This is a genomic window from Curtobacterium sp. MCBA15_004 (genome assembly GCF_001865055.2).
Lineage (GTDB): Bacteria > Actinomycetota > Actinomycetes > Actinomycetales > Microbacteriaceae > Curtobacterium.
The window spans coordinates 3,342,936-3,364,011 of sequence record NZ_CP126266.1 but is presented as its reverse complement, the minus strand read 5'-3'; the positions used below and the strand labels follow the sequence as shown (position 1 = coordinate 3,364,011).

Annotated in this window: 18 protein-coding genes; 8 read left to right on the top strand and 10 right to left on the bottom strand. The window is 72.9% G+C overall.

Features of this window, described 5'->3' with window-relative positions:
• The first annotated feature begins 1 nt into the window (after window position 1).
• From QOL16_RS15885 to guaA, 3 genes are read left to right on the top strand one after another with little or no spacing between them, the layout of a single operon-like run.
• The gene (locus QOL16_RS15885; protein WP_071246105.1) at window positions 2-835 is read left to right on the top strand and encodes an SURF1 family protein; all 834 of its coding nucleotides are present in this window, start codon (window positions 2-4) and stop codon (window positions 833-835) included.
• Between the two features lie 10 nt (window positions 836-845).
• The gene (locus QOL16_RS15880) at window positions 846-1,292 is read left to right on the top strand and encodes a DUF3817 domain-containing protein (protein ID WP_065964398.1); all 447 of its coding nucleotides are present in this window, start codon (window positions 846-848) and stop codon (window positions 1,290-1,292) included.
• Window positions 1,289-2,869, top strand: coding sequence for a glutamine-hydrolyzing GMP synthase (guaA, locus tag QOL16_RS15875; protein ID WP_071284277.1), 1,581 nt, complete (start codon window positions 1,289-1,291; stop codon window positions 2,867-2,869). The genes QOL16_RS15880 and guaA overlap by 4 nt, the downstream gene beginning before the upstream one ends.
• A gap of 158 nt (window positions 2,870-3,027) precedes the next feature.
• Here the strand turns inward: guaA and QOL16_RS15870 are convergent, their stop codons facing one another.
• On the bottom strand, window positions 3,028-3,966 hold the full coding sequence (locus QOL16_RS15870; protein ID WP_071284263.1) for a Bax inhibitor-1/YccA family protein: 939 nt from the start codon (window positions 3,964-3,966) through the stop codon (window positions 3,028-3,030).
• 241 nt (window positions 3,967-4,207) lie between these two features.
• Between QOL16_RS15870 and QOL16_RS15865 the strand changes: the two genes are divergently transcribed.
• Window positions 4,208-5,221 carry a glycerophosphodiester phosphodiesterase family protein gene (locus QOL16_RS15865; RefSeq protein ID WP_071246111.1) on the top strand — a complete coding sequence of 338 codons (1,014 nt, stop codon included), beginning with the start codon at window positions 4,208-4,210 and terminating at the stop codon, window positions 5,219-5,221.
• A 163-nt stretch (window positions 5,222-5,384) separates the two neighbouring features.
• Here the strand turns inward: QOL16_RS15865 and QOL16_RS15860 are convergent, their stop codons facing one another.
• Window positions 5,385-5,861 (bottom strand): hypothetical protein, encoded by a 477-nt coding sequence (locus QOL16_RS15860; protein WP_071246113.1) that lies wholly within the window; start codon window positions 5,859-5,861, stop codon window positions 5,385-5,387.
• A 331-nt stretch (window positions 5,862-6,192) separates the two neighbouring features.
• Between QOL16_RS15860 and QOL16_RS15855 the strand changes: the two genes are divergently transcribed.
• Window positions 6,193-8,664, top strand: coding sequence for an ATP-dependent helicase (locus tag QOL16_RS15855; protein ID WP_071246115.1), 2,472 nt, complete (start codon window positions 6,193-6,195; stop codon window positions 8,662-8,664).
• Between the two features lie 25 nt (window positions 8,665-8,689).
• Here QOL16_RS15855 and QOL16_RS15850 read toward each other — a convergent pair whose 3' ends face one another.
• The 8 genes from QOL16_RS15850 to QOL16_RS15815 all read right to left on the bottom strand — a co-directional run bounded on the left by QOL16_RS15850 (window position 8,690) and on the right by QOL16_RS15815 (window position 16,367).
• On the bottom strand, window positions 8,690-9,184 hold the full coding sequence (locus QOL16_RS15850) for a GNAT family N-acetyltransferase (protein ID WP_071284257.1): 495 nt from the start codon (window positions 9,182-9,184) through the stop codon (window positions 8,690-8,692).
• Between the two features lie 220 nt (window positions 9,185-9,404).
• Window positions 9,405-10,040 (bottom strand): pyridoxal 5'-phosphate synthase, encoded by a 636-nt coding sequence (locus tag QOL16_RS15845; protein ID WP_071284254.1) that lies wholly within the window; start codon window positions 10,038-10,040, stop codon window positions 9,405-9,407.
• A gap of 18 nt (window positions 10,041-10,058) precedes the next feature.
• Window positions 10,059-10,874 (bottom strand): NUDIX domain-containing protein, encoded by an 816-nt coding sequence (locus tag QOL16_RS15840; protein WP_071284251.1) that lies wholly within the window; start codon window positions 10,872-10,874, stop codon window positions 10,059-10,061.
• Window positions 10,871-12,427, bottom strand: coding sequence for a nicotinate phosphoribosyltransferase (locus QOL16_RS15835; RefSeq protein ID WP_071284248.1), 1,557 nt, complete (start codon window positions 12,425-12,427; stop codon window positions 10,871-10,873). The genes QOL16_RS15840 and QOL16_RS15835 overlap by 4 nt, the downstream gene beginning before the upstream one ends.
• A complete protein-coding gene (locus QOL16_RS15830; protein ID WP_071284245.1) occupies window positions 12,424-13,260 on the bottom strand; it encodes a ribose-phosphate pyrophosphokinase-like domain-containing protein in 837 nt (278 codons plus the stop codon). Before QOL16_RS15830 ends, QOL16_RS15835 begins: the two co-directional genes overlap by 4 nt.
• A 45-nt stretch (window positions 13,261-13,305) precedes the next feature.
• Entirely contained in the window at window positions 13,306-14,163 is an 858-nt protein-coding gene (locus tag QOL16_RS15825) for an oxygenase MpaB family protein (protein WP_071284242.1), read from the bottom strand.
• 19 nt (window positions 14,164-14,182) lie between these two features.
• Window positions 14,183-14,476, bottom strand: a complete 294-nt coding sequence (locus tag QOL16_RS15820; protein WP_065964814.1) for a hypothetical protein — start codon at window positions 14,474-14,476, stop codon at window positions 14,183-14,185.
• A 259-nt stretch (window positions 14,477-14,735) separates the two neighbouring features.
• Window positions 14,736-16,367, bottom strand: coding sequence for a RecQ family ATP-dependent DNA helicase (locus tag QOL16_RS15815; RefSeq protein ID WP_071284239.1), 1,632 nt, complete (start codon window positions 16,365-16,367; stop codon window positions 14,736-14,738).
• Window positions 16,368-16,679: 312 nt separating this feature from the next.
• Between QOL16_RS15815 and sucC the strand changes: the two genes are divergently transcribed.
• From sucC to QOL16_RS15800, 3 genes are all read left to right on the top strand, one after another.
• Window positions 16,680-17,849 carry an ADP-forming succinate--CoA ligase subunit beta gene (gene sucC, locus QOL16_RS15810; protein WP_071284236.1) on the top strand — a complete coding sequence of 390 codons (1,170 nt, stop codon included), beginning with the start codon at window positions 16,680-16,682 and terminating at the stop codon, window positions 17,847-17,849.
• Between the two features lie 11 nt (window positions 17,850-17,860).
• Window positions 17,861-18,748, top strand: a complete 888-nt coding sequence (sucD, locus tag QOL16_RS15805; RefSeq protein WP_071284232.1) for a succinate--CoA ligase subunit alpha — start codon at window positions 17,861-17,863, stop codon at window positions 18,746-18,748.
• A 142-nt stretch (window positions 18,749-18,890) separates the two neighbouring features.
• Window positions 18,891-21,041, top strand: a complete 2,151-nt coding sequence (locus QOL16_RS15800; protein ID WP_071284229.1) for a DUF6350 family protein — start codon at window positions 18,891-18,893, stop codon at window positions 21,039-21,041.
• Window positions 21,042-21,076: the final 35 nt, after the last annotated feature.

Below are 21,076 nucleotides of genomic sequence, written 5' to 3'. Positions count from 1 at the left end.
GATGTGGGCCGTAGCCCGACGACCGAGGTGGATCGCGCTGCTCCTGCTGGCGCTCGTGCTCGCGGCGGTGTTCGCCGGACTGGGCAAGTGGCAGCTGGAGCGGAGCATCGCGAACGGCAAGCCCCTGCCCGCCACGACCGAGACGCGCAAGGCGCTCGACGACGTCACCGAGCCCGAGCGGGGCGCCCCGGAACAGCTCGCGGGGCAGCTGGTGACCGTCACGGGCACGTTCGTCGCCGGGGACACGACCCTGCTCACCGGACGCTCCGGCGGCGGCACCTACCAGGCGGTCGGGCACCTGGTCGACGCGGGCAGCGGTGCGAGCCTGCCCGTCGTCATCGGGTGGTCCGACCAGCGTCGCGAGGCCCTCGCCGGCGGGGAGCGGATCGCGCACGGCGACCGCGTCACCGTCGAGGGGCGGTACTACCCCGCCGAGTCGCCCGACCAGGACAAGTACCAGCAGGGCGAGTTCTCCGCCGTCGCCCCCGCCCGGTTCGTGAACACCTGGAAGGCGTTCGACGACCGGATGTACATCGGGTACGTCGTCGCCGACGGCACCACCGCGAAGGCCGCAGGCCTCGGCACCATCGCCGACCGTGCCCCGACGCGCGAGGTCCAGTTCGACTGGCTCAACCTGTTCTACGCGGTCGAGTGGGTCGTCTTCGCCGGGTTCGCCGTCTTCCTCTGGTACCGGTTCGTGAAGGACGCCTTCGAACGTGAACAGGAGGAGGGCCTCGAGGCCGCGGCTGGCTCCGCGTCGTCCGTCGCTCCTGCCGGCGGTCCCGCGGACGACGGGGCCACCGCCGGCTCGGGTGCCGACACGGTCCGACGGTAGGATCGTCGGCATGGCTCTGACCGTCCGCCCCCGCGACGTCCCGAAGATCCCCGGGGCCGTCAAGTGGTACCGCGTCTCGGCGTACATCACGGGCGTGCTGCTGCTCGCCCTGGTCGTCGAGGTGATCATCAAGTACACGCCGCTGCAGCGCGAGATGCAGCTCGGCAACGGGCCGTTCTTCGTCCCGAACGGCACCGCGGGCGAGGCACCCGGCACGTTCAACCTGTCGATCGCGATCCTCATCGCCCACGGCTGGCTGTACGTCCTCTACCTCTTCACGGACTTCCGTCTGTGGAGCATCATGCGCTGGAGGCCGTCCCGCTTCCTGCTCATCGCCCTCGGGGGCATCATCCCCTTCATGTCCTTCGTGGTCGAGCACCGCATGCAGAAGAAGGCCATGGACACCTACCACGAGCTGACCGCTGCCCAGCAGCGCGAGAAGGAGGCCGCTCGGTGAGCGAGACCGACCAGCGTCCAGTCCTCGTCGTCGACTTCGGCGCCCAGTACGCGCAGCTGATCGCACGTCGTGTGCGCGAGGCGAACGTCTACAGCGAGATCGTCCCGCACTCCATCACCGCGGACGAGGTCAAGGCGAAGGACCCGGCGGCCATCGTGCTGTCCGGCGGCCCGTCGTCCGTCTACGAGGAGGGCGCGCCCGCGCTCGACGGCGGCATCCTCGACCTCGGCGTCCCGGTGCTCGGCATCTGCTACGGCTTCCAGGCCATGGCGAAGTCGCTCGGCGGCGAGGTCGCCCAGACCGGTCAGCGCGAGTACGGCGCGACCGACGTCACCGTCACGGGGACCGACAGCGTGCTGCTCGGCGACCAGCCGGCGTCGCAGGTCACGTGGATGTCGCACGGCGACTCCGTGGCCAAGGCGCCCGAGGGCTTCGAGGTCCTCGCGTCGAGCGCGTCGACGCCCGTCGCGGCGTTCGCGTCCGACGAGCGCAAGCTCTACGGCGTGCAGTGGCACCCCGAGGTGAAGCACTCCGCGTTCGGCCAGGCCGTGCTCGAGAACTTCCTGCACCGTGCCGCCGGGCTCCCGGGCGACTGGAACGCGAACAACGTCATCGAGGAGCAGGTCGCCCGCATCCGCGAGCAGGTCGGTTCCGCGCGGGTCATCGCCGGGCTCTCCGGTGGTGTCGACTCCGCCGTCGCCGCGGCGCTCGTGCACGAGGCCGTCGGCGACCAGCTCACCTGCGTCTTCGTCGACCACGGGCTCCTCCGCGCCGACGAGCGCAAGCAGGTGGAGGAGGACTACGTCGCCTCGACCGGTGTCCGCCTGGTCACGGTCGACGCCGAGCAGCAGTTCCTCGACGCCCTCGCCGGGGTCAGCGACCCCGAGCAGAAGCGCAAGATCATCGGGCGCGAGTTCATCCGCACCTTCGAGGCCGCGGCCGAGGCACTCGTCCTCGAGGCGCGCGGCGACGAGGGTTCCGGTGAGGTCAAGTTCCTCGTCCAGGGCACCCTCTACCCCGACGTCGTGGAGTCCGGCGGTGGCTCGGGCACGGCGAACATCAAGTCGCACCACAACGTGGGTGGCCTGCCTGAGGACATGACGTTCGAGCTCGTCGAGCCGCTGCGCACCCTCTTCAAGGACGAGGTCCGCGCGGTCGGTCGCGAGCTCGGGCTGCCCGAGGTCATCGTCGGCCGCCAGCCGTTCCCCGGCCCGGGCCTCGGCATCCGCATCGTCGGCGAGGTCACGCGGGACCGCCTCGAGCTGCTCCGTGCGGCGGACAAGATCGCCCGCGAGGAACTCACCGCGGCCGGCCTCGACCAGGAGATCTGGCAGTGCCCGGTCGTGCTGCTCGCCGACGTCCGCTCGGTGGGCGTGCAGGGCGACGGCCGCACCTACGGCCACCCGATCGTGCTCCGTCCGGTGTCCTCCGAGGACGCCATGACGGCCGACTGGACGCGCCTGCCGTACGACACCCTGGCGAAGATCTCGAACCGCATCACGAACGAGGTGCCCGACGTCAACCGGGTCGTGCTCGACGTCACGTCGAAGCCGCCGGGGACGATCGAGTGGGAGTAGTCGCTCCCTGACGCTCCGAGGGCCCGGCACGCACTGCGTGCCGGGCCCTCGTGCGTGCGCGGGGAGCGGGCGTGCCGTCCGCCCCGGGAACGACGGGGCCCTGGGAACGACGGAGGGCCCCGGCGTGTGCCGGGGCCCTCCGTGTCGAACGGGGTCGACTAGTTGCGCTGGCTGCTCGCGATGATCGCGAGGATGCGCAGGATCTCGAGGTACAGCCACACCAGGGTGACGATGAGGCCGAACGCCGCCGTCCACGCGTAGATGCGGGGAGCGCCGCGCTGCACACCGGTCTTGATCTGGTCGAAGTCGAGGATCAGCGAGTAGGCCGCCATGACCACGACGAAGATGCCGATCAGGACGCCCCATGGGATGCCGAACAGGAAGCTCGGCTCACTCCGTAAACCGAACGAGCCCGCGGTGACGCCAGTGGCTTGCAGGACGATACTGACAATCGAAAAGATCAGGTATCCGACCATCGCGACGAGGAAGAAACGGGTAGCTTTGGGCGTCGCGCGCACCTTGCCGGACGTGAAGAGTAGCAGTGTGACAGCGAAGACCCCAAGAGTGCCAAAAATCGCCTGGGTGACGATACCGTCGGAGACTTCGTTGAAAGTGGCCGAGATGCCACCAACAAATATTCCTTCGAAGAAGGCGTATAGCAGCACGAGTGCCGGCGACGGCTTCTTCTTGAAGGTGTTGACGAGCGCGAGCACGAAGCCGACCAGGGCGCCGACAATCCAGACGACCGGGGGCAGGTTCCACCCGGCGACCGCACCGACGAGGAGCACGCCGAACGCCAGGAGCGTCTTGACGATGGTGTCCTCGTAGGACATGCGGCCGGTGTCGACCTTGTCGGCGGTCGGGCGGTCGTACATGTACTGCAGCTGCTCGGGCGACAGTCCCTGCTGCGGGTACTGACCCTGCTGCGGGTACTGACCCTGCTGCGGGTACTGACCCTGCTGGGGGTACTGCTGCTGCGGGTACTGGTTCGGGGTCTGTCCCCAGCCCGCCTGCTGCTGACCAGCGCCGGCGCCCCAGGCGCCGCGGCCCTGGTCGTTGAAGGCGGGGGACTGGTCGAAACCGGGCTTGAAGGCCATGGTGTCCTCTTCCTTGGAGATTCGAGTCCTCTCAGCCTAGGGTCGCTGCACCGCGGAAGGCTGAGGATTCGCGGCGAGCGGAAGCGGGTCCTGACGGTCCCGACACCTCTGGAGCCTACGGTCGCGGTCTGCGTGCACGCCCCGAGCGGGCCGAGCAGTCGCCCACTGTCTGCGACGTCTCGCAGCAGCGGACCGGCAGCACGTCACCGCCCGGTCACGACGCGGCAGTACGGTACGGCGCATGACCCAGGTGATCGCCCACCGCGGCGCGTCCGGACACCGCCCCGAGCACTCCCGCGCCGCGTACGAGCTCGCGGTCGAGCTCGGCGCCGACGCGATCGAACCGGACCTCGTCCCGACGAAGGACGGCGTGCTCGTGCTGCGCCACGAGAACGAGGTCTCCGGCACGACCGACGTCGCCGAGCGCCCCGAGTTCGCCCACCTGCGGACGACGAAGACGATCGACGGGCAGACGGTGACGGGCTGGTTCACCGAGGACATGACGTGGGGCGAGGTGCGCACCCTCACGGTCCGCGAGCGGCTGCCCGCGCTGCGCCCCGCCTCGGCCGCGCACGACGGCGAGGGGCACGTCCTGCGCCTCGATGACCTGCTCGGCGTCCTCGACGCGGCTCCGCGCCCGGTCGGCCTCGTCGCCGAGGTCAAGCACGCCACGTTCTTCGAGCAGGCCGGGTTCCCGATGGCCGAGCTGCTCGACGACGCGCTCGGTGCTGCCGGGTGGCGGCACGACGAGCGGCTCACGATCGAGTCGTTCGAGAAGCGCGTGCTCCGGCAGCTCGGCTCACGGGACACGGGTGGCCGGCTCGTGTACCTCCAGGAGGCCCGTGGCAGCGCCGCCGACGAGGTCGCGTCCCACGGGTCCGCGGCTCCCACGTGGGCGACCGAGCGCACCGACGAGGCCCTGGCGGGCTTCGCGTCGGAGTTCCACGGGATCAGCGTCGACCTCAAGACGCTGATGGCCGGGACGGACACCGTCGCCGTGGACGACCCGCGACCGGTGCGGAGCGCGATCGTCGACCGGGCCCACGCGGCCGGCCTCGCGGTCTACACGTGGACGCTCCGACCGGAGAACCGGTTCCTCCCGGCTCCGCTGCGGCGCGGGGGCGACGTGGCGGCGCACGGCGACTGGGAGCGCTGGTTCACCTCGGTCGTGCGGACCGGGGTCGACGGCGTCTTCGCGGACCACCCGGACCTCGCGGTGCGGGCGCGGTCGCTCGTCGCGGGGCAGGCCGGCTGACGAGCCGCCCACGGGCCGGACCGATCGACGAGTGCCGTCGCCGCCGCGTCGGCCGCTTCCGCGTCCCGTCGGGCACGTCGGGGTCGCGCCGTTCACGTCGGAGTCGCGCCGGTCACGTCGGCGTCGCGCCGGTAACGTCGGAGTCGTGTCGGGCGCTCGAGGGTCAGGCGACCCCGTCGGGGTGCGGACTCCCGCTCGCCTCGGTGTCGAGCCCGGGATCGGGATCGGGATCGGCGCGGACCGGCGCGGTCGCGCGCCACGTCGCGATCGCGGCGGCTGCCCCGGCTGGGGCCGACACGAGCAGCGGGAAGACGGGTGCCGGCACGCCGCCGGACCACCACGCGCCGAGCAGGGCCGTGCCCAGCGCCGCGAGCGTGCCGGCGAGCAGGGCGTGCGCGACGACGTGCACGCCCCGTCGGAGCGGCCGTCGCGTGAGCAGGCGTCCGAGCCCGTGGGTGAACGGCGCGGCGACGACGGCGCCGCCGAGCCCGACCAGCCCGACACCGATCGCGATGATGAAGAACCACACCACGACGGCGGTCCAGTCGCCCGGGTCCTGGAGCAGGGCGAGCCACGCGCCGGCGAGCACGATCGTGACCGGTGTGGTGACGAAGGACATCCACAGCCAACTGCGTGCCACCAGCCCCACGGTGTCGCCTGCTGTCCACGGTCCCACGGTGTCCCCTGCCGTGCACGTCCCCACGGGGCCGGCCGGCACCACGCCGCCGACCGCGGCCAGCGGGGCGGGCGGGAGCCGCGCCTTCCCCGTCCCGACGTCGAGGTGACCGACGTGCCGGGGGTGGGTCGCGCCTCCTGGCCGGCCGCGACGGTGGGGAGTCGACCTGTCGGGCCGGTGGCGCGCCTCCCGGTCCGGCCACGGGGTGCCGCGGCGACGTGTCGGAGGTGGGCCGTGCCGCCGCGGTCGGAGCGGGCGTGCCGGTGTCGGGGGCCGCGCCTAGACTGGCCCGGCCATGACGATCGTGCTCGACCCCTTCGACCAGTCGCCCGAGCCGGGCGCGGGCAACCGCGCCGGCGGGTACGACGACCCGTTCACCGCGGGTCTGAACCCCCAGCAGAAGGAAGCCGTCGAGTACCGCGGTGAGTCCCTGCTCATCGTGGCGGGCGCGGGCTCCGGCAAGACGAGCGTGCTGACCCGACGGATCGCCCTGCTGCTGGCGAACCGCGAGGCCTGGCCGTCGCAGATCCTGGCGATCACGTTCACGAACAAGGCCGCCGCCGAGATGCGCGAGCGCGTGCACGCCCTGGTCGGCCAGGCGTCCGAGGGCATGTGGATCTCGACGTTCCACTCCGCGTGCGTGCGGATCCTCCGGCGCGAGGCCGAGCGCTTCGGGTTCCCGCAGTCCTTCACGATCTACGACTCCGCCGACTCGCGCGCGTTGCTCAAGCGGATCATCAAGGAGCTCGAGGCCGACTCGCTCGGGCTGACGGTCGGCGCGGCCTCGTCGAAGATCTCGAAGCTCAAGAACGAGCTGCAGGACGTCGACACCTACGCCAGGAACATCAACGCGAACGACCCGCAGGAGGTCATGTTCACGGAGGTGTTCCGCCGCTACACGAACGAGCTGCGGCGGGCGAACGCCTTCGACTTCGACGACCTCATCGGGCAGACGGTGTTCCTGTTCCGGGCGTTCCCCGAGGTCGCCGCGCTGTACCAGCGACGGTTCCGGTTCGTCCTGGTCGACGAGTACCAGGACACCAACCACGCGCAGTACGCCCTGATCCGCGAACTCACCCGTCCGGTGCCCGTGGAGCAGGTCGACAAGCTCGAGGACGCCGGCCAGCACGTCGAACGCATGCGCGAGGCCGACGGGTCGATCGCGCCGGCGTCCCTGACGGTCGTCGGTGACTCCGACCAGTCGATCTACGCCTTCCGCGGCGCGGACATCCGCAACATCGTCGAGTTCGAGCGGGACTTCCCGAACTCGAAGGTCATCCTGCTCGAGCAGAACTACCGGTCGACGCAGACCATCCTCGACGCGGCGAACGCCGTCATCGCGAACAACTTCGACCGGCAGGCGAAGAACCTGTTCACGGACGTCGGGGCCGGCGACAAGATCATCGGCTTCACCGGGTACACCGGCCACGACGAGGCCCAGTTCGTCGCCGACGAGATCCAGCGGCTGCACGAGGACGGCATGTCCTACCGGGACATGGCCGTGTTCTACCGGACGAACTCGCAGACCCGTGCGCTCGAGGAGATCTTCATCCGGGCGGCGATCCCGTACCGGGTGCTCGGCGGCACGAAGTTCTACGAGCGCGCCGAGATCAAGGACGCCATGGCGTACCTGATCACGGTCGCCAACCCGGCCGACCCGCTCGCCCTGCGCCGCATCCTCAACGTGCCGAAGCGCGGCATCGGGGCGGTCACCGAGACCGCGCTGCAGCGGTACGCCGACGAGCACGAGACCTCGATGCGCGAGGCCCTGCGGCACGCCGACGAGCTCGGCTTCGGGCCCAAGGTGCGGACGGCCATCACGTCCTTCGCGGCGCTGCTCGACGACGTCTCGACGCGCGCGGCGACCCAGCCGGTCGTCGACACGCTGACGCAGCTGCTCGACGGCTCGGGGCTGCTCGAGAACCTGCGGAAGTCGCCCGACGCCCAGGACTCCGCCCGGGCCGACAACATCGACGAGCTCGTGGCCGTGACCCGCGAGTTCCAGAAGAACAACCCCGAGGGCACGCTCTCCGACTTCCTCACCGAGGTCTCGCTCGTCGCGGCTGCGGACGAGCTCGACGACTCCTCGGGCACGGTGTCGCTCATGACGCTGCACACCGCGAAGGGCCTGGAGTACGACGCGGTCTTCCTGACCGGTGTCGAGGAAGACCTGCTCCCGCACCGGATGTCCGCGAACGAGCCGGGCGGCCCCGCCGAGGAACGCCGCCTGTTCTACGTCGGGATCACCCGCGCCAAGAAGTCGCTCTTCCTGTCGCTCGCGATGACCCGCGCGCAGTTCGGCGACGTCAACGTGGCGATGCCCTCCCGGTTCCTGCAGGAGATCCCCGAGGGGCTCATCGAGTGGAAGCAGTCGCCGGGCATGGCGAACAGCCGCGGTGGGACGCAGCCGCGCGCGCTCAACGCCCGGCGTGACGGCGGCAGTGCCGGGGGCTTCGGCGGAGCGGGCGGCTCGGGTGGCGGTGGCTACCGGGGCGGTGGTGGCTGGGGCGGCGGGTCGTACGACCGTGCGGCCGCGGCGGCGAAGACCCGCCCGAAGACCGAGTGGGCGAACCGGGTGTCCGGGCAGGTCCGCGACAACGGCGACATGGAGCTCGTGGCCGGCGACCGGATCACGCACGTGGACTTCGGCGAGGGCACGGTCTCCGCGGTGACCGGGCAGGGCGCCAAGCGCATCGCCGAGATCGCGTTCGACGCCGCGGGGCGCAAGAAGCTGCTCATCAAGATCGCACCGATCGAGAAGCTCTAGCGGGCAGTTCCCGCGGCCACGCCGGCTACCGGACCATGCGGACGGCGTCGAGCCCGGCGGGACCGATCGGGACGTGCTTCGTGGCCCCGTCCCGTTCGAACCCGTTGCGGCGGTAGAACGCCTCGGCGCGCGGGTTGCGGTCCGCGACCCAGAGGAACGCGGGCTCGGTGCCGACCGCGGCGTCGAGCAGCGCCTGGCCCGTGCCGGAACCGTGGTGCCCGGCGAGCACGTAGATGCCCTCGAGTTCGCGGTCCCGCACGGGCTCGTCGTCCCGTCCCGCTCCGGCCGAGGCCCACCCGACGACCCTGCCGTCCCGCTCGGCGACCAGGACGGTCAGGTCGGGGTCGGCGACGAGTCCGCGCCACCGGTCCTCGCGGGCGTCGACGTCGAGCGCGGCGAGGAACGCGGCCGGGAGCAGGTGCGCGTACGCCTCCCGCCAGGCCCGGACGTGCACCTCGGCGATGCTGCGGGCGTCCCGCGGCTCGGCTCGGCGGACGGTCGGTGCGGCGTCGTTCCCCATCCGCCGACGCTACTGCGCGGTGTCGGGTGCCCACGAACAACGGGGAGCACGTCGCACCACGCGATCACGTGGTGCGACGTGCTTCCCGTTGTGCGGACCTCGCCGGACGAACCGACGCGTGCGCGGGCGTCTCGCCGGACGAACCGACGCGTGCGCGTGCGCGGGCGCCCCGCGCCCGGCGAACCGGCGCGCGCCCGGCAGCGCGGGCGTCCCGCGCCCGCTACGGCTGCAGCCGCGCCGCGTCCCAGCCCTCGCCCGCGCGGACGTACTGCAACCGCCGGTGCATCCGGTCGCGGCTGCCGTGCCAGAACTCCACGATCTCGGGCTCCAACCGCCACGCGACCCACCCCTCCGGGCGGGGCACCTCGTCGTCGGTGTCGGACAGCAGCACGTTCGCGTCGTCGATGAGGTCCTGCAGCGTCCGCGGCTCGAGCACGTCGGACTGGTCGGCGATCGCGGTGGCGGCGCGGGACTTCGGCGAGCGGTCGGCGAACAGGGCGTCGGACTCCTCGTCGGAGAGCTGCACCGCCCGACCCTCGAACCGGAGCTGCTGCATGGTCTCGCGCCAGTACACCTGGAGCGCCGCGTGCGGGTTCTCGGCGAGCTGCCGTCCCTTCGGGCTGAGGGTCGAGGTGCCGAAGACGAGCCCGCGGTCCTCGAGGCGCTTCACGTCCACGGTGCGGGCGCTCACGCGGCCGTCGGCACCGGCGGTCGCGAGGGTCATCGACATCGGCTCGGACACCTCGCGCTCGGACGCGGCGTCGAGCCACTGCCGGGCGAGGTTGATCGGCGATGCGGGCGGGGCGTCGAACTCGGGCAGGTGCAGGGAGTCGTCACCGGACAGCGAAGCGGACATGGCCCCAGCCAACCGCGCCTAGTCCGTCCACGTCCAGGTCGCCGGGGGACGCCCGCCGCGGGCGCCGGTCGGTGCGGGGGCCGTCGTGCGCACGAGCGCGGGGTTCGTCCGGAGCGCGCGGTTGAGGTTGCCGGCGTCCGGAGGGGCGCCGTGCAGGGCCGCGTGCAGCTGCGCCGCGTCGCTGGTGGTGAAGACCTCGCCGAGCAGGGCGCGGGTCAGCGCGGTGTCCCGCCACAGCCGGGTCCGCACCTGGTCGCGCGCGGCGCGCACGATGGCGTCGTGGTCGAACGGGAGGCCGTGGTCGCCTCCGTCGAGCGGGTGCCAGACGGCCCGTGGGTCGGCCGGGAGGCGCGGGTCGCCCCCGTCGGACGGGTTCCGGTCGGTCGGCGCGACCGTCGGGAGGCGCGGGTCGCTTCCGTCGGTCGCGCTCCGGTCGGCGGGCGCGGTGCCGTGCGCAGCGACCGACCTCGGTCCGCCGGGCCGTGCCCCGTCCGACGCCCCGCCGGGCCCCGGTGCCACGACCGCGAGGAACGCGATGCTCACCGCGGCGTCCCGCGGGTCCCGCTCGGGCCCGTCGAACGCCCCGACCTGGGCGAGGTGCCGGACCGCAGCCGCGTCGATCCCGGTCTTGGTCTGCAGTGCGCGCCGCGCACCGTCGGCGAGGCGTTCCGCAGCGTCCAGGAGCACGCCGGGCAGGGCCTCCCGTCCGGCGTACGGGGCGTTCGCCCGACGCGCGGTGGCGACCCGCAACCCGCCCGCCGTCGTGAACGACACCGGGACGACGTCGATCGCGATGAGGGGCTGGTCGCGGGCCGCCGTGGCGGCGTCGGTCACGCCGCCGCCCGACGGGCCGCGCGGGCCGCGCGCTCGGTGCGGAGCGTCTCGCGGACGTCGGCGAACGACTGGTGGACCTGGAACCGGCCGTCGACCCAGACGGGCTGCAGGAGGCTCGTCGCCTCGTCCTCGGGCGTCGCCTGGTCGGTCTGCCGGATCTCGCCGTCGGCGTCGCGGTGCAGGGCGATGCGGCCCTTCGCGCTCTTCTTGCCGCTGCCGGTCTTCGGGTCCTTCTGGATGTCCACGGGCTCGCCGTCGACGAGGGCCCAGGTGGCCTTCACGGCGCTGCCGAGGTTGTCGCGCGTCATGTACTGGTACGTGTACGACCCGATGCCGAGCACGATGTTGTCGCTCGCGTAGCCCTTGGCGGCGAGGCGCTCGTAGATCCGGCGGGCACGGTCGAGGGTGATGCTGTCGCCGTAGATGACGCCGATGTGCTGGTCGAGGACCTTGAAGCCCTTCGCGTTCACGGTGTGGCCGAACAGCTCGTCGAGGAGCTCGACGACGCCCTTCTCCTCGTGGCTGCGGCCCTCGCGGAACAGCTCGTCCTCGGGGACGCCGTGCACGGTGCCCGTGACGATGTCGACCGGGTCGCCCGAGTCCGGACGGATGACGAGCTTGCCGTCGCGCGCGGTGATGCGGTCCTTGAGCTGCGGGAGCGTCTCGGTGAGCACCTTGAACAGGTCGAAGCCGTCGCTCACCGCCGAGACGATGCCGGTCGGGTAGACGTCGAGGATCTGCTCGAAGGTCTCGAGCTCGCCGTCGGCGCCACGGACGCACATCACGCTGTGCTCGGTGGCGGGGACGCTCGCGGCGACCCAGCCGTTGTCGCCCGGGTAGTAGCGGTCGATGAAGTCGAGCGAGGGCATCGAGTCGGTGCCGAGGAACGAGAGCAGGTGCCCGGCACCGCCCGCGGCCGCCGACTCGATGCTCGACTGCCCGCGGAACGAGAAGTCGTGCGCGGCGAAGTCGATGCTCGCCGGGTCCGCACCGGTGCGCTCGGCCCACTCCTCCATGAGGTCGCGGTACGCGAGGGCCTTCGTCGCGACGGTCGAGGGGTGCCAGATCGAGGCCGACAGTGCGGTCTCGATGTAGTTCGGCAGCCAGAAGAACTCGTCGACGGTGTTCTCGACGGTCAGGGTCGCGACGCCGATCGGGGCGAGGGTGCCCTCGGGGAGCGCGCGGATCTCGAGCGGCAGGTAGCCGAGACGGTGCAGGGCGCGGACGTGGTCGGCGCCGATGTGGTTCGGGCCGAAGTAGCCCTGGAGCGCCTGCTCGAACAGCTCGGCGACGGTGTCCTCGTCGGCGGCGAAGAACGGTGCCCACGCCTCGACCAGGTGGCGCTGGACGAACGCCTGCAGCCCGAACACCACGGCGTGCGTCGACTCGGGCATGTGCGCGTTCGACCGGTTGGTCCAGTTGATGAGGATGCGGGTCGTGCCGGCCGGGTACACCTGGCGGTGCGAGTGCTTGTAGCCGTCCACCGCGAGGAGCGGCGCGATCGGGCTGGGGGCCGTGGTGCGGGGCTCGAGGCCCGTCGTCGTGGTGGTCATCGGATCTCCTTCGTGAGGTACGGGCTGAGCGGGACGGTGCGGAGGCCCGGCACCTCCTGCTGTGCCGGGTAGCTGTCGGTGGTGACGATCTCGGCGAAGTGCTCGGCGAGCTGCGGGGCCCGACCGGAGAACACCCCGTGCGAGACCCAGAGGCCCAGGCGCTCCCGCGGCAGGCCGGTGGCGCCGGCGAGGCCCGCGAACGTGCCCCCGCCGTCGCAGATGTCGTCGACGACCAGGAACCGGCCGTCCGCGGGGAGCGGCTCGCACGTGAAGCCGTCGAGCTTGCCGGTGTCGGGGTTGCGGTGCTTCTCGGCCCGGTACAGGGGCAGGCCGCACGACTCGGCGACCGCGGTGGCCCGCGCGATCGCGCCCTTGTCCGGCGCGATGATGCCCGTGTAGGCGTCCCCCTCGACGTCGAGCACGGCGTCGCGGACGACCTGCTCGCTCGTGACGACCGTGAGGCGCTCGACCAGCCCGACGATCACGGGGGAGTGCGGGTCGAAGGCGATCACCTGGTCGATCCCGAACCCGTTCAGGACGTCCGCGTAGACCTTCGCGCCGAAGGGGAGGCCCCGGTCCTGCCGGGCGCCGGGGAGGTAGGGGACGAGTGCGACCGACCGTGCCCCGCGCTGGCGGACCGCGTCCGCCCACATGCCGAGCAGGACGAGGTCGTCGCCGCTGGTGCCGCGCAGGGTCGCGATCTCGGTGGTCGCCCCCGCGTCGGCGTCGTCCTGGACCTTGACGTGGGCTTCACCGGCGGGGAACCGCATGGTGGAGAACGTCGTGGTCGTCGGTGTGCCCTGGGCGTCCCAGGTGCTGAGTTCGACTGCCATGCCCCGACCGTACCACGGTACTTGTCGGACTGACAAGAACTGGTGTCAGTCGCTCGCGGAGGCCGGGCGGGCGGCGCGGTGCCGGGCGGCGGTCCGGTGCATCGCGCGGATGAGCAGGGGTGCCGGCAGTCGCAGCACCCACCCCGGGACGACCGCGCGGACCCGGCGGAGCCCGGCCACGGTGCGCCGGAAGCGCCGCTCCTCGTGCGCGCCCCACGGGAAGCCGTACGCGGCGCGCAGCGGTGCCGGCAGCATGCCGACCGTCACGATCCGGACGACCGGCATCGCCGCACGCACCCATGCCGGGGCGAAGCGCGGGTGGAGCAGGTCGCGGACGACACCGCGGGCGTCGTCGGTGACGCGGAGGGTCGCGAGGGTGTCGGACCAGTAGCGGTCGAAGTCGGCGACCGAGCCGAACCACCGGTCCGGGGGCACGCGCAGCGACGTCGCGATCGGCGCGTACGCCGCGAGGACGTCCTCGGCACGGGCGGCGTCGACCGGGTCGCCGAACAGGTGGTGGGCGAGCCGGGCCGAGTCGAACAGGGTCGCGGCGACCCACCGCTGCCGCTCGACGTCGTCGGCGCCCGCTACCGGTCCGTGCGCCCGGTCGACGAACGCCGCGGCGAGGGCGGCGTCCGCCTCGGAGCCGACCAGGACCGCGGACACGAACATCAGGGTGTGCGCGAGCCGCTGCTGCGGTCGTCGCGCGAAGTCGGAGTGCCGCCGGACCCCCGCCGCGACCACCGGGTCGGCGATCTGCAGCAGGATGGCGCGGCCGGCCGCGGCCACGGGCGTGCTGTCGGTGAGCCAGCGACGCAGGTCGCGGTCGACGACGTGTGCGTGCGTCGGACGGGAGGCGCGGTGCCGGTGGTGCGCCGCGCCTCCCGTCCGACCGTCGCTCACGTCGTGACCGCTCGTCGGGTCAGAGCGGCTTCGTGCCGAGGTCGCCACCGAGGTCGGGGCGGTCCTCGTCCGCGTCGTGCTCCCACAGGTCGGGCGAGCCCTCGCGCGGTGCGCCGCCGGTGGGGCCGTCGTCCGAGCCGTCGCCGGGCTGCGGCTCGACGGTCTCGCCCGCGACGGCGTCGTTCGTGACGGTCTCGAGGGACTCCTCGGACTCGTCGACCTCGTACGGACCGACGTGCTCGCGGTCGAGGTCGTCGTTCCGGCGCTCCTGCGCGTCGAGGTCGTCCACGGGGCTGATGCCGGGGTCGCTCATGGGTGCTCCTTCTCGTTCCGGGGGACTCCTGTGTACGCCGGACGCCTGACGGGCCGTCCGGGATGCGCAGCCCCGGTCCGGCGTGCGGTCGGAGCCGCACGGCTTCCCGTGCCGTTCACCCGGCGGACACCTGCGGGACACGGGCGCGGGGCACACTCACCGTGCTCGGGGGAGTGGAGCGCGGTCGCCGACGGGTGGTCGAGCGACCGCGCCTTCCTCCGCTGTCCCGGGCAGGCTGCTCGGGAACCCAGGGGCGTCGTCAGACGCGTTCGAGCAGGTGCCGCGAGTCGACGTCCGCGAGGCCGAGGGTCTTGTAGCCCGCCGACTCGAAGAACACCGTGATGCGGTCGTCCTCGGTGCTCATCACCGTGCCGCGGCCCCACTGCCCGTGCTCGACCGGGGCGTCCGGCGGCCACTCGGCGTCGTGCGACCCGTCCGCACCGTGGGCGTCGATACTGGTCGCGCTGCCCGAGGTGCACGTGTCGCAGTTGCCGCAGGGCACGGCGAGCTCGTCGCCGAAGTAGCCGAGCAGGAACTGCCGGCGGCAGCCCGAGGTCTCCGCGTACCGGCGCATCATCGCGATGCGGGACTCCTCCACCTCGGCCCGCTCCTGTGCGTGGCCCTTGGCGAGACGCGCGGCGGCCGCGGCGTCGGTCGGCCCGCCCGCGACGCGCCGCAGTCCGTCCTCGCCGTCCTCGAGGGCACCCGCCTCGACCAGGGCGTTCGCGGACCGACCGGCCGTGCGGGCGGCGAGTCCGGACCGCTCGGCCAGCTCGGACCGGGCGATCGACCCGTCGGCGGGGACCGCGTCGAACACCGCGCGCAGCGATGCCGGCCGCGGGGACCCCGAGGCGAAGAACCGGCGCAGGCCCAGGTCCTCGGCGCGGTAGTGCAGCGTCGTGCTGCCGACGTCGCCGTCCCGACCGGCCCGCCCGACCTCCTGGTAGTACGCGTCCACGGACTCCGGCACGTCGGCGTGCACGACGAACCGGACGTCCGGCTTGTCGATGCCCATGCCGAAGGCGCTCGTCGCGACGACGACGTCGAGCTCGCCGTCGAGGAACTCGTGGTGCACCCGCTCGCGGTCCCGCACGCGGAGTCCGGCGTGGTACGGCTTGGCCCGGCGTCCGCTCTCGACGAGCTCGTCCGCGTACACGAGCGTGTCGGCGCGGGTCGCGACGTAGACGATGCCGGCGCCCTCGAGCTCGGCGACCTGCGCGACGACGGCCTCGCGCTTGTCGGTGTCGGCGGCGTGCCGGACGACCTCGAAGCGCAGGTTCGGCCGGTCGAAGCCGGTGGCGACGACGAGCGGGTCGCGCATCCCGAGCCGCTCGACGATCTCGGCCCGGACCGGGGAGGAGCCCGTGGCGGTCATCGCGAGCACCGGGGGCCGCCCCAGCCGCTCGACCACCTCGCCGAGCACCAGGTAGTCGGGTCGGAAGTCGTGGCCCCAGCTCGAGACGCAGTGCGCCTCGTCGACGGTGACGAGCGCCACGCCGACCTCGCGGAGCCGGTCGACGACCTCGTCCTTCGCGAGCTGCTCGGGGGCGAGGAACACGTAGCGGGCCTCGCCGGAGTCGATCGCGTCCCAGGCCTCGTCGAGCTCGCGGTGCCCGTGCGTGGCGTTGATCGTGACCGCGCGCGGGGCGTCCGGGTGGTCCTCGATGCCGACGACCTGGTCCTCCTGCAGGGCGACCAGCGGCGAGACGACCACGACGGCGCCCTCGAGGCCGAGGGCGGCGACCTGGTAGATCGCGGACTTGCCGGAGCCGGTCGGCATCAGGGCGACGGCGTCGCGCCCGGCGAGCACGGCGTCGACGACGGTCTCCTGCTCGGGGCGGAGTTCCCAGCCGAAGACGTCGGCGGCGCGGGTACGGAGGTGCTTGTCCACCCGTCGACCGTGCTCGTTGCTTGCTGGAGGGCCTCCCCGCGCTGCGCGCTGCGGCCATCGTGGCCGCGCCGGGCACGACGCAGGCCGGCCGTCGGGGGCGGGGCGGGCCTCCCGGCCGGCGGTCCGGACGACGCGGGCCGGCCGTCGGGGGCGGGGCGCGCCTCCCGGCCGACACCCGCGGGACGCGGGCCGTCCACCCGGCGGCGGTATGGTGGGCGCGGCCGTTGTCTCGACATCGAGCGACCCTCGACGTTGAGAGCGCGACCGGACGACCGATGCCGATCGCACGAACCGTGCGGGAAGAAGAACAGCGTGGATCTTTTCGAGTACCAGGCCAGGGACCTCTTCGAGTCCTACGGCGTCCCTGTGCTGCAGGGCATCATCGCCGACACCCCCGAGGAGGCGAAGGCGGCGGCCGAGCAGATCGGCGGTGTCGTCGTCGTCAAGGCGCAGGTGAAGGTCGGCGGCCGCGGCAAGGCGGGCGGCGTCAAGGTCGCCAAGACGCCCGACGAGGCGTACGAGCACGCGCAGGCGATCCTCGGCCTCGACATCAAGGGCCACACCGTGCAGCGCGTGATGGTCGCCCAGGGCGCCGACATCGCCGAGGAGTTCTACTTCTCGGTGCTGCTCGACCGGGCGAACCGCTCCTACCTGTCGCTCGTCAGCGTCGAGGGCGGCATGGAGATCGAGCAGCTCGCGGTCGAGAAGCCCGAGGCGCTCGCCCGTGTCGAGGTGAACCCGCTGACCGGGATCAACGAGGAAGCGGCGATCGACATCGCGCGCCAGGCCGGGTTCCCGGACGAGCTCGTCGACCAGGTGGCCGGCGTCTTCGTGAAGCTCTACGACGTCTTCGCGGGTGAGGACGCCACCCTGGTCGAGGTCAACCCCCTCGTCCGCACCGGTGACGGCCGGATCCTGGCGCTCGACGGCAAGGTCTCGCTCGACGAGAACGCCGACTTCCGCCACGAGGGCCACGCCGAGCTCGAGGACACCGCGAGCGAGGACCCGCTCGAGGCCAAGGCGAAGCAGCACGGCCTCAACTACGTCAAGCTCGACGGCCAGGTCGGCGTGATCGGCAACGGCGCCGGGCTCGTCATGTCGACGCTCGACGTCGTCGCCTACGCCGGTGAGCGCCACGGCGGCGTGAAGCCCGCCAACTTCCTCGACATCGGCGGCGGTGCGTCGGCCGAGGTCATGGCGAACGGCCTCGACGTCATCCTCGGCGACCCGCAGGTGAAGAGCGTGTTCGTGAACGTCTTCGGCGGCATCACCGCCTGCGACGCCGTCGCGAACGGCATCGTCGCCGCGCTCGGCATCCTCGGCGACGCGGCCACCAAGCCGCTCGTCGTCCGCCTGGACGGCAACAACGTGGACGAGGGTCGTCGGATCCTGGCGGAGGCGGCGCACCCGCTCGTCACCGTCGCCGCGACCATGGACGACGCGGCCGAGAAGGCCGCCGAACTCGCCGCTGCAGCGGCCTGAAGGGACTGACCATGTCGATCTTCCTCACCAAGGACTCCAAGGTCATCGTCCAGGGCATCACCGGCGGCGAGGGCACGAAGCACACCGCGCTCATGCTCAAGGCGGGCACGCAGGTGGTCGGTGGCGTCAACGCCCGCAAGGCCGGCACCACCGTGACCCACGGCGACGTCGAGCTGCCCGTGTTCGGCTCGGTGCGCGAGGCCGTCGACACCACCGGTGCCGACGTCTCGATCGTCTTCGTCCCGCCGGCGTTCGCGAAGGACGCCGTGATGGAGGCCATCGACGCCGAGGTCCCCCTCGTCGTCGTCATCACCGAGGGCATCCCCGTGCAGGACTCCGCGGCGTTCTGGGCGCACGCGAAGGCGCTCGGCGGGAAGACCCGCATCATCGGGCCGAACTGCCCCGGCATCATCACCCCGGGGGAGTCGCTCGTCGGCATCACCCCGGCGACGATCACCGGCAAGGGTCCGATCGGTCTCGTGTCGAAGTCGGGCACCCTGACCTACCAGATGATGTACGAGCTGCGTGACCTGGGCTTCTCGACCGCCATCGGCATCGGCGGCGACCCGGTCGTCGGGACGACGCACATCGACGCGCTCGCCGCGTTCGAGGCCGACCCGGAGACCGAGGCCATCGTGATGATCGGCGAGATCGGCGGCGACGCCGAGGAGCGTGCCGCCGACTACATCAAGGCGCACGTCACGAAGCCGGTCGTCGGCTACGTCGCGGGCTTCACGGCCCCCGAGGGCAAGACGATGGGCCACGCGGGCGCGATCGTGTCCGGGTCCGCCGGCACCGCCGAGGCGAAGAAGCAGGCGCTCGAGGCCGCGGGCGTCAAGGTCGGCAAGACGCCGTCCGAGACGGCCGCGCTGCTGCGCGAGGTGGTCGCCGCGCGCTAGCGGCGCACGTCCGACACGGACGGACGGGAGGCGCGGTGCCGGTCGGTACCGCGCCTCCCGTCTGCCTGTGGACGGTCGTGAGTCTCCACCGGTGCCGCGCGGCTCGCCCGCGTCACCACGGGCGGCACGTACCCTGGCCCGGATGAACCGCCTGGGAACCGCACTGCTGGCCGCCGTCGAGGCGATCGTGACGGTCGGCGTGGGCCTCGGGATCGCACTCGTGCCGCTGACCCTGCTCTGGGGCTTCGAGTACGGGCTCCAGGTCGACTGGGACGTCTTCTGGAAGGCCGCGGGCAGCGTCTGGCTCGTCGGGCACGGTGTGGACGTCACGTTCCGGCTCGGTGCGGACGCCGCCGGGGCCGCCGGGGTCGAGGGCGCCGCCGGGGACGTGCACGTCACGCTCGCGGCGCTCGGGTTCGCCGTCGTCACCGCCTGGCTCGGTGGACGCGCCGGACGGCGGTTCGCCGAGACCGACCACCGGACCACCGGCCTGCTCGTCGGGACCGTCGGCGTCGCCCTGCTCGGCACCGGCGTCGCGCTGTCGGCCTCGTCCGCCGCGATCCACCCCGTGGTGTGGCAGTCCGTCGTGCTGCCCGCGCTCTGGTTCGCGGTCCCGGCGCTCGTCACCTCCGAGGTGTGCCGTCGTCGTCGCGCCCTGCCGGCCGACCCGCTGACGCAGCGCGTGCTCGACCTGACCGACCGCATCCCCGGGGTCTGGCGCACCACCGCGGCCTTCGCGCTCCGCGCCGGCACGATCGTGACGGCCGTCGTGGTCGCGGCCGCCGGGGTCGTCGTCGCCCTGCTGCTGCTCACCTCGTTCGCCGACGTGATCGCCCTGTACGAGCGCTCGCACGCGGGTGTCGTCGGCGGCATCGCGATGACCGTCGGCCAGCTCGCGTTCCTGCCCGACCTGGTCGCGTGGGCCACCGCGTGGCTGGTCGGCCCCGGCTTCGCGATCGGCTCCGGGTCGAGCGTCTCGCCCGTCGGCACCGTGCTCGGCCCGATCCCGGGCATCCCCGTGTTCGGCGCCCTGCCGGCGTCCGGGCACACCTTCGGCCTGCTCTGGGTCCTCGTGCCCGTGGTGGCCGGCTTCGTCGTCGGCGGACTCCTGCGTCCCCGGCTCGTGCAGGCGCTCGGCGACCGGGACTCAGCGGTGCAGCGGGCCCTCGCCGGTGTCGCCACGGGCGTCGTCGCGGGCGTGCTCACCGGCGTCCTGACCGGCATCGCGTCGGGGTCGGTCGGCCCGGGGCGACTCGCCCAGGCCGGTCCGGACGGGTTGCTCGTCGGGCTGTTCGCGGCGCTCGAGGTCGGCGTCCCCGCGGTCGTCGCACTCGCGATCGGCAGCGACCTGCTCCGGACGCCCGAGGGCGGCTGGGGGCGGGAGCGCTGGCACGAGGCGTCGGACGGCGCCGATGCCGACGCGGCCGCCGAGGACGCCCGTGCCGGGTCGCTCGTCGCCGCCCTCGACGAGGCCGGGGCCGGTCGCGCCGGCGAGCCGCACCGCTTCGTCGTGCGGGAGGCGCACGACTCGTCCACGCACGTCGACCACCCCGATGCGCCCGTCGACGACCCCGGGGCCGTCGACCCGGTCCTGGCCGGGCAGGTGACCGAGCCCATCACCGACGAGCCCGTCACCGCCCCTCCCGTCGCGGCCGAGCCCGTCCCGCACGAGCCCGTCCCGCACGAGCCCGTGGCAGCGCGCCCCGCGTCGCCGTCCGCGTCCGCCCCCGCGTCGCCGTCCTCGTCCACGCCCGTGGCGGAGCCCGACGACGTCCCGCTGCCGGACTGGGCCCGCACCGACGTCGTCGCCGCCGAGCGCGTCGCCCCGGTCGCTGCCCCGATCGACCGCGCCTCGCACTCGCCGCGCGGAGCCGTGAGCAACCTGCGCGACCGCCTCCGTGGTGCGGCCGACGGGGTCCGATCGCGCGCCGCCGACCTGCGTGGCCTGCGCGACCGCGTGCCCGGAGCGGGCGCACCCGACCGGGCCGCACTCCCCGAGCAGGACGCCGAGCCGCTGCCGCACGCCCCGGGCACCGAGCCCCAGCCCGCGTTCCCGTGGAGCACCGAGGAGTTCGTCGGAGGGCGGGACGACACCGGCGTCGACGTCCCGGACGAGCGGCGTGGGCAGGACGAGCAGCGTGGGCAGGACCGGCAGGACGGGACGGGCGGCCGACGCGACCACGGCGACCCCGCACGTCCGGCGCCGACCGGTGGCCGCTCGAACTGGGACGCGACCGACCAGATCGCCGAGGACGAACTGCCCTGGTGGCGTCGTCCGAAGCGCGACGCGTAGCCGCGCCACGCCGCGTCGTCCTGCGCCGCTAGGCT

Coding starts and splice junctions, on each gene's coding strand:
- QOL16_RS15850 (WP_071284257.1), bottom strand. CDS start 9,184: ATGGGGAACGACGCCGCACCGACCGTCCGCCGAGCCGAGCCGCGGGAC.
- QOL16_RS15855 (WP_071246115.1), top strand. CDS start 6,193: ATGACGATCGTGCTCGACCCCTTCGACCAGTCGCCCGAGCCGGGCGCG.
- QOL16_RS15865 (WP_071246111.1), top strand. CDS start 4,208: ATGACCCAGGTGATCGCCCACCGCGGCGCGTCCGGACACCGCCCCGAG.
- QOL16_RS15870 (WP_071284263.1), bottom strand. CDS start 3,966: ATGGCCTTCAAGCCCGGTTTCGACCAGTCCCCCGCCTTCAACGACCAG.
- QOL16_RS15835 (WP_071284248.1), bottom strand. CDS start 12,427: ATGACCACCACGACGACGGGCCTCGAGCCCCGCACCACGGCCCCCAGC.
- sucD (WP_071284232.1), top strand. CDS start 17,861: ATGTCGATCTTCCTCACCAAGGACTCCAAGGTCATCGTCCAGGGCATC.
- QOL16_RS15800 (WP_071284229.1), top strand. CDS start 18,891: ATGAACCGCCTGGGAACCGCACTGCTGGCCGCCGTCGAGGCGATCGTG.
- QOL16_RS15885 (WP_071246105.1), top strand. CDS start 2: ATGTGGGCCGTAGCCCGACGACCGAGGTGGATCGCGCTGCTCCTGCTG.
- QOL16_RS15880 (WP_065964398.1), top strand. CDS start 846: ATGGCTCTGACCGTCCGCCCCCGCGACGTCCCGAAGATCCCCGGGGCC.
- QOL16_RS15830 (WP_071284245.1), bottom strand. CDS start 13,260: ATGGCAGTCGAACTCAGCACCTGGGACGCCCAGGGCACACCGACGACC.
- QOL16_RS15845 (WP_071284254.1), bottom strand. CDS start 10,040: ATGTCCGCTTCGCTGTCCGGTGACGACTCCCTGCACCTGCCCGAGTTC.
- QOL16_RS15820 (WP_065964814.1), bottom strand. CDS start 14,476: ATGAGCGACCCCGGCATCAGCCCCGTGGACGACCTCGACGCGCAGGAG.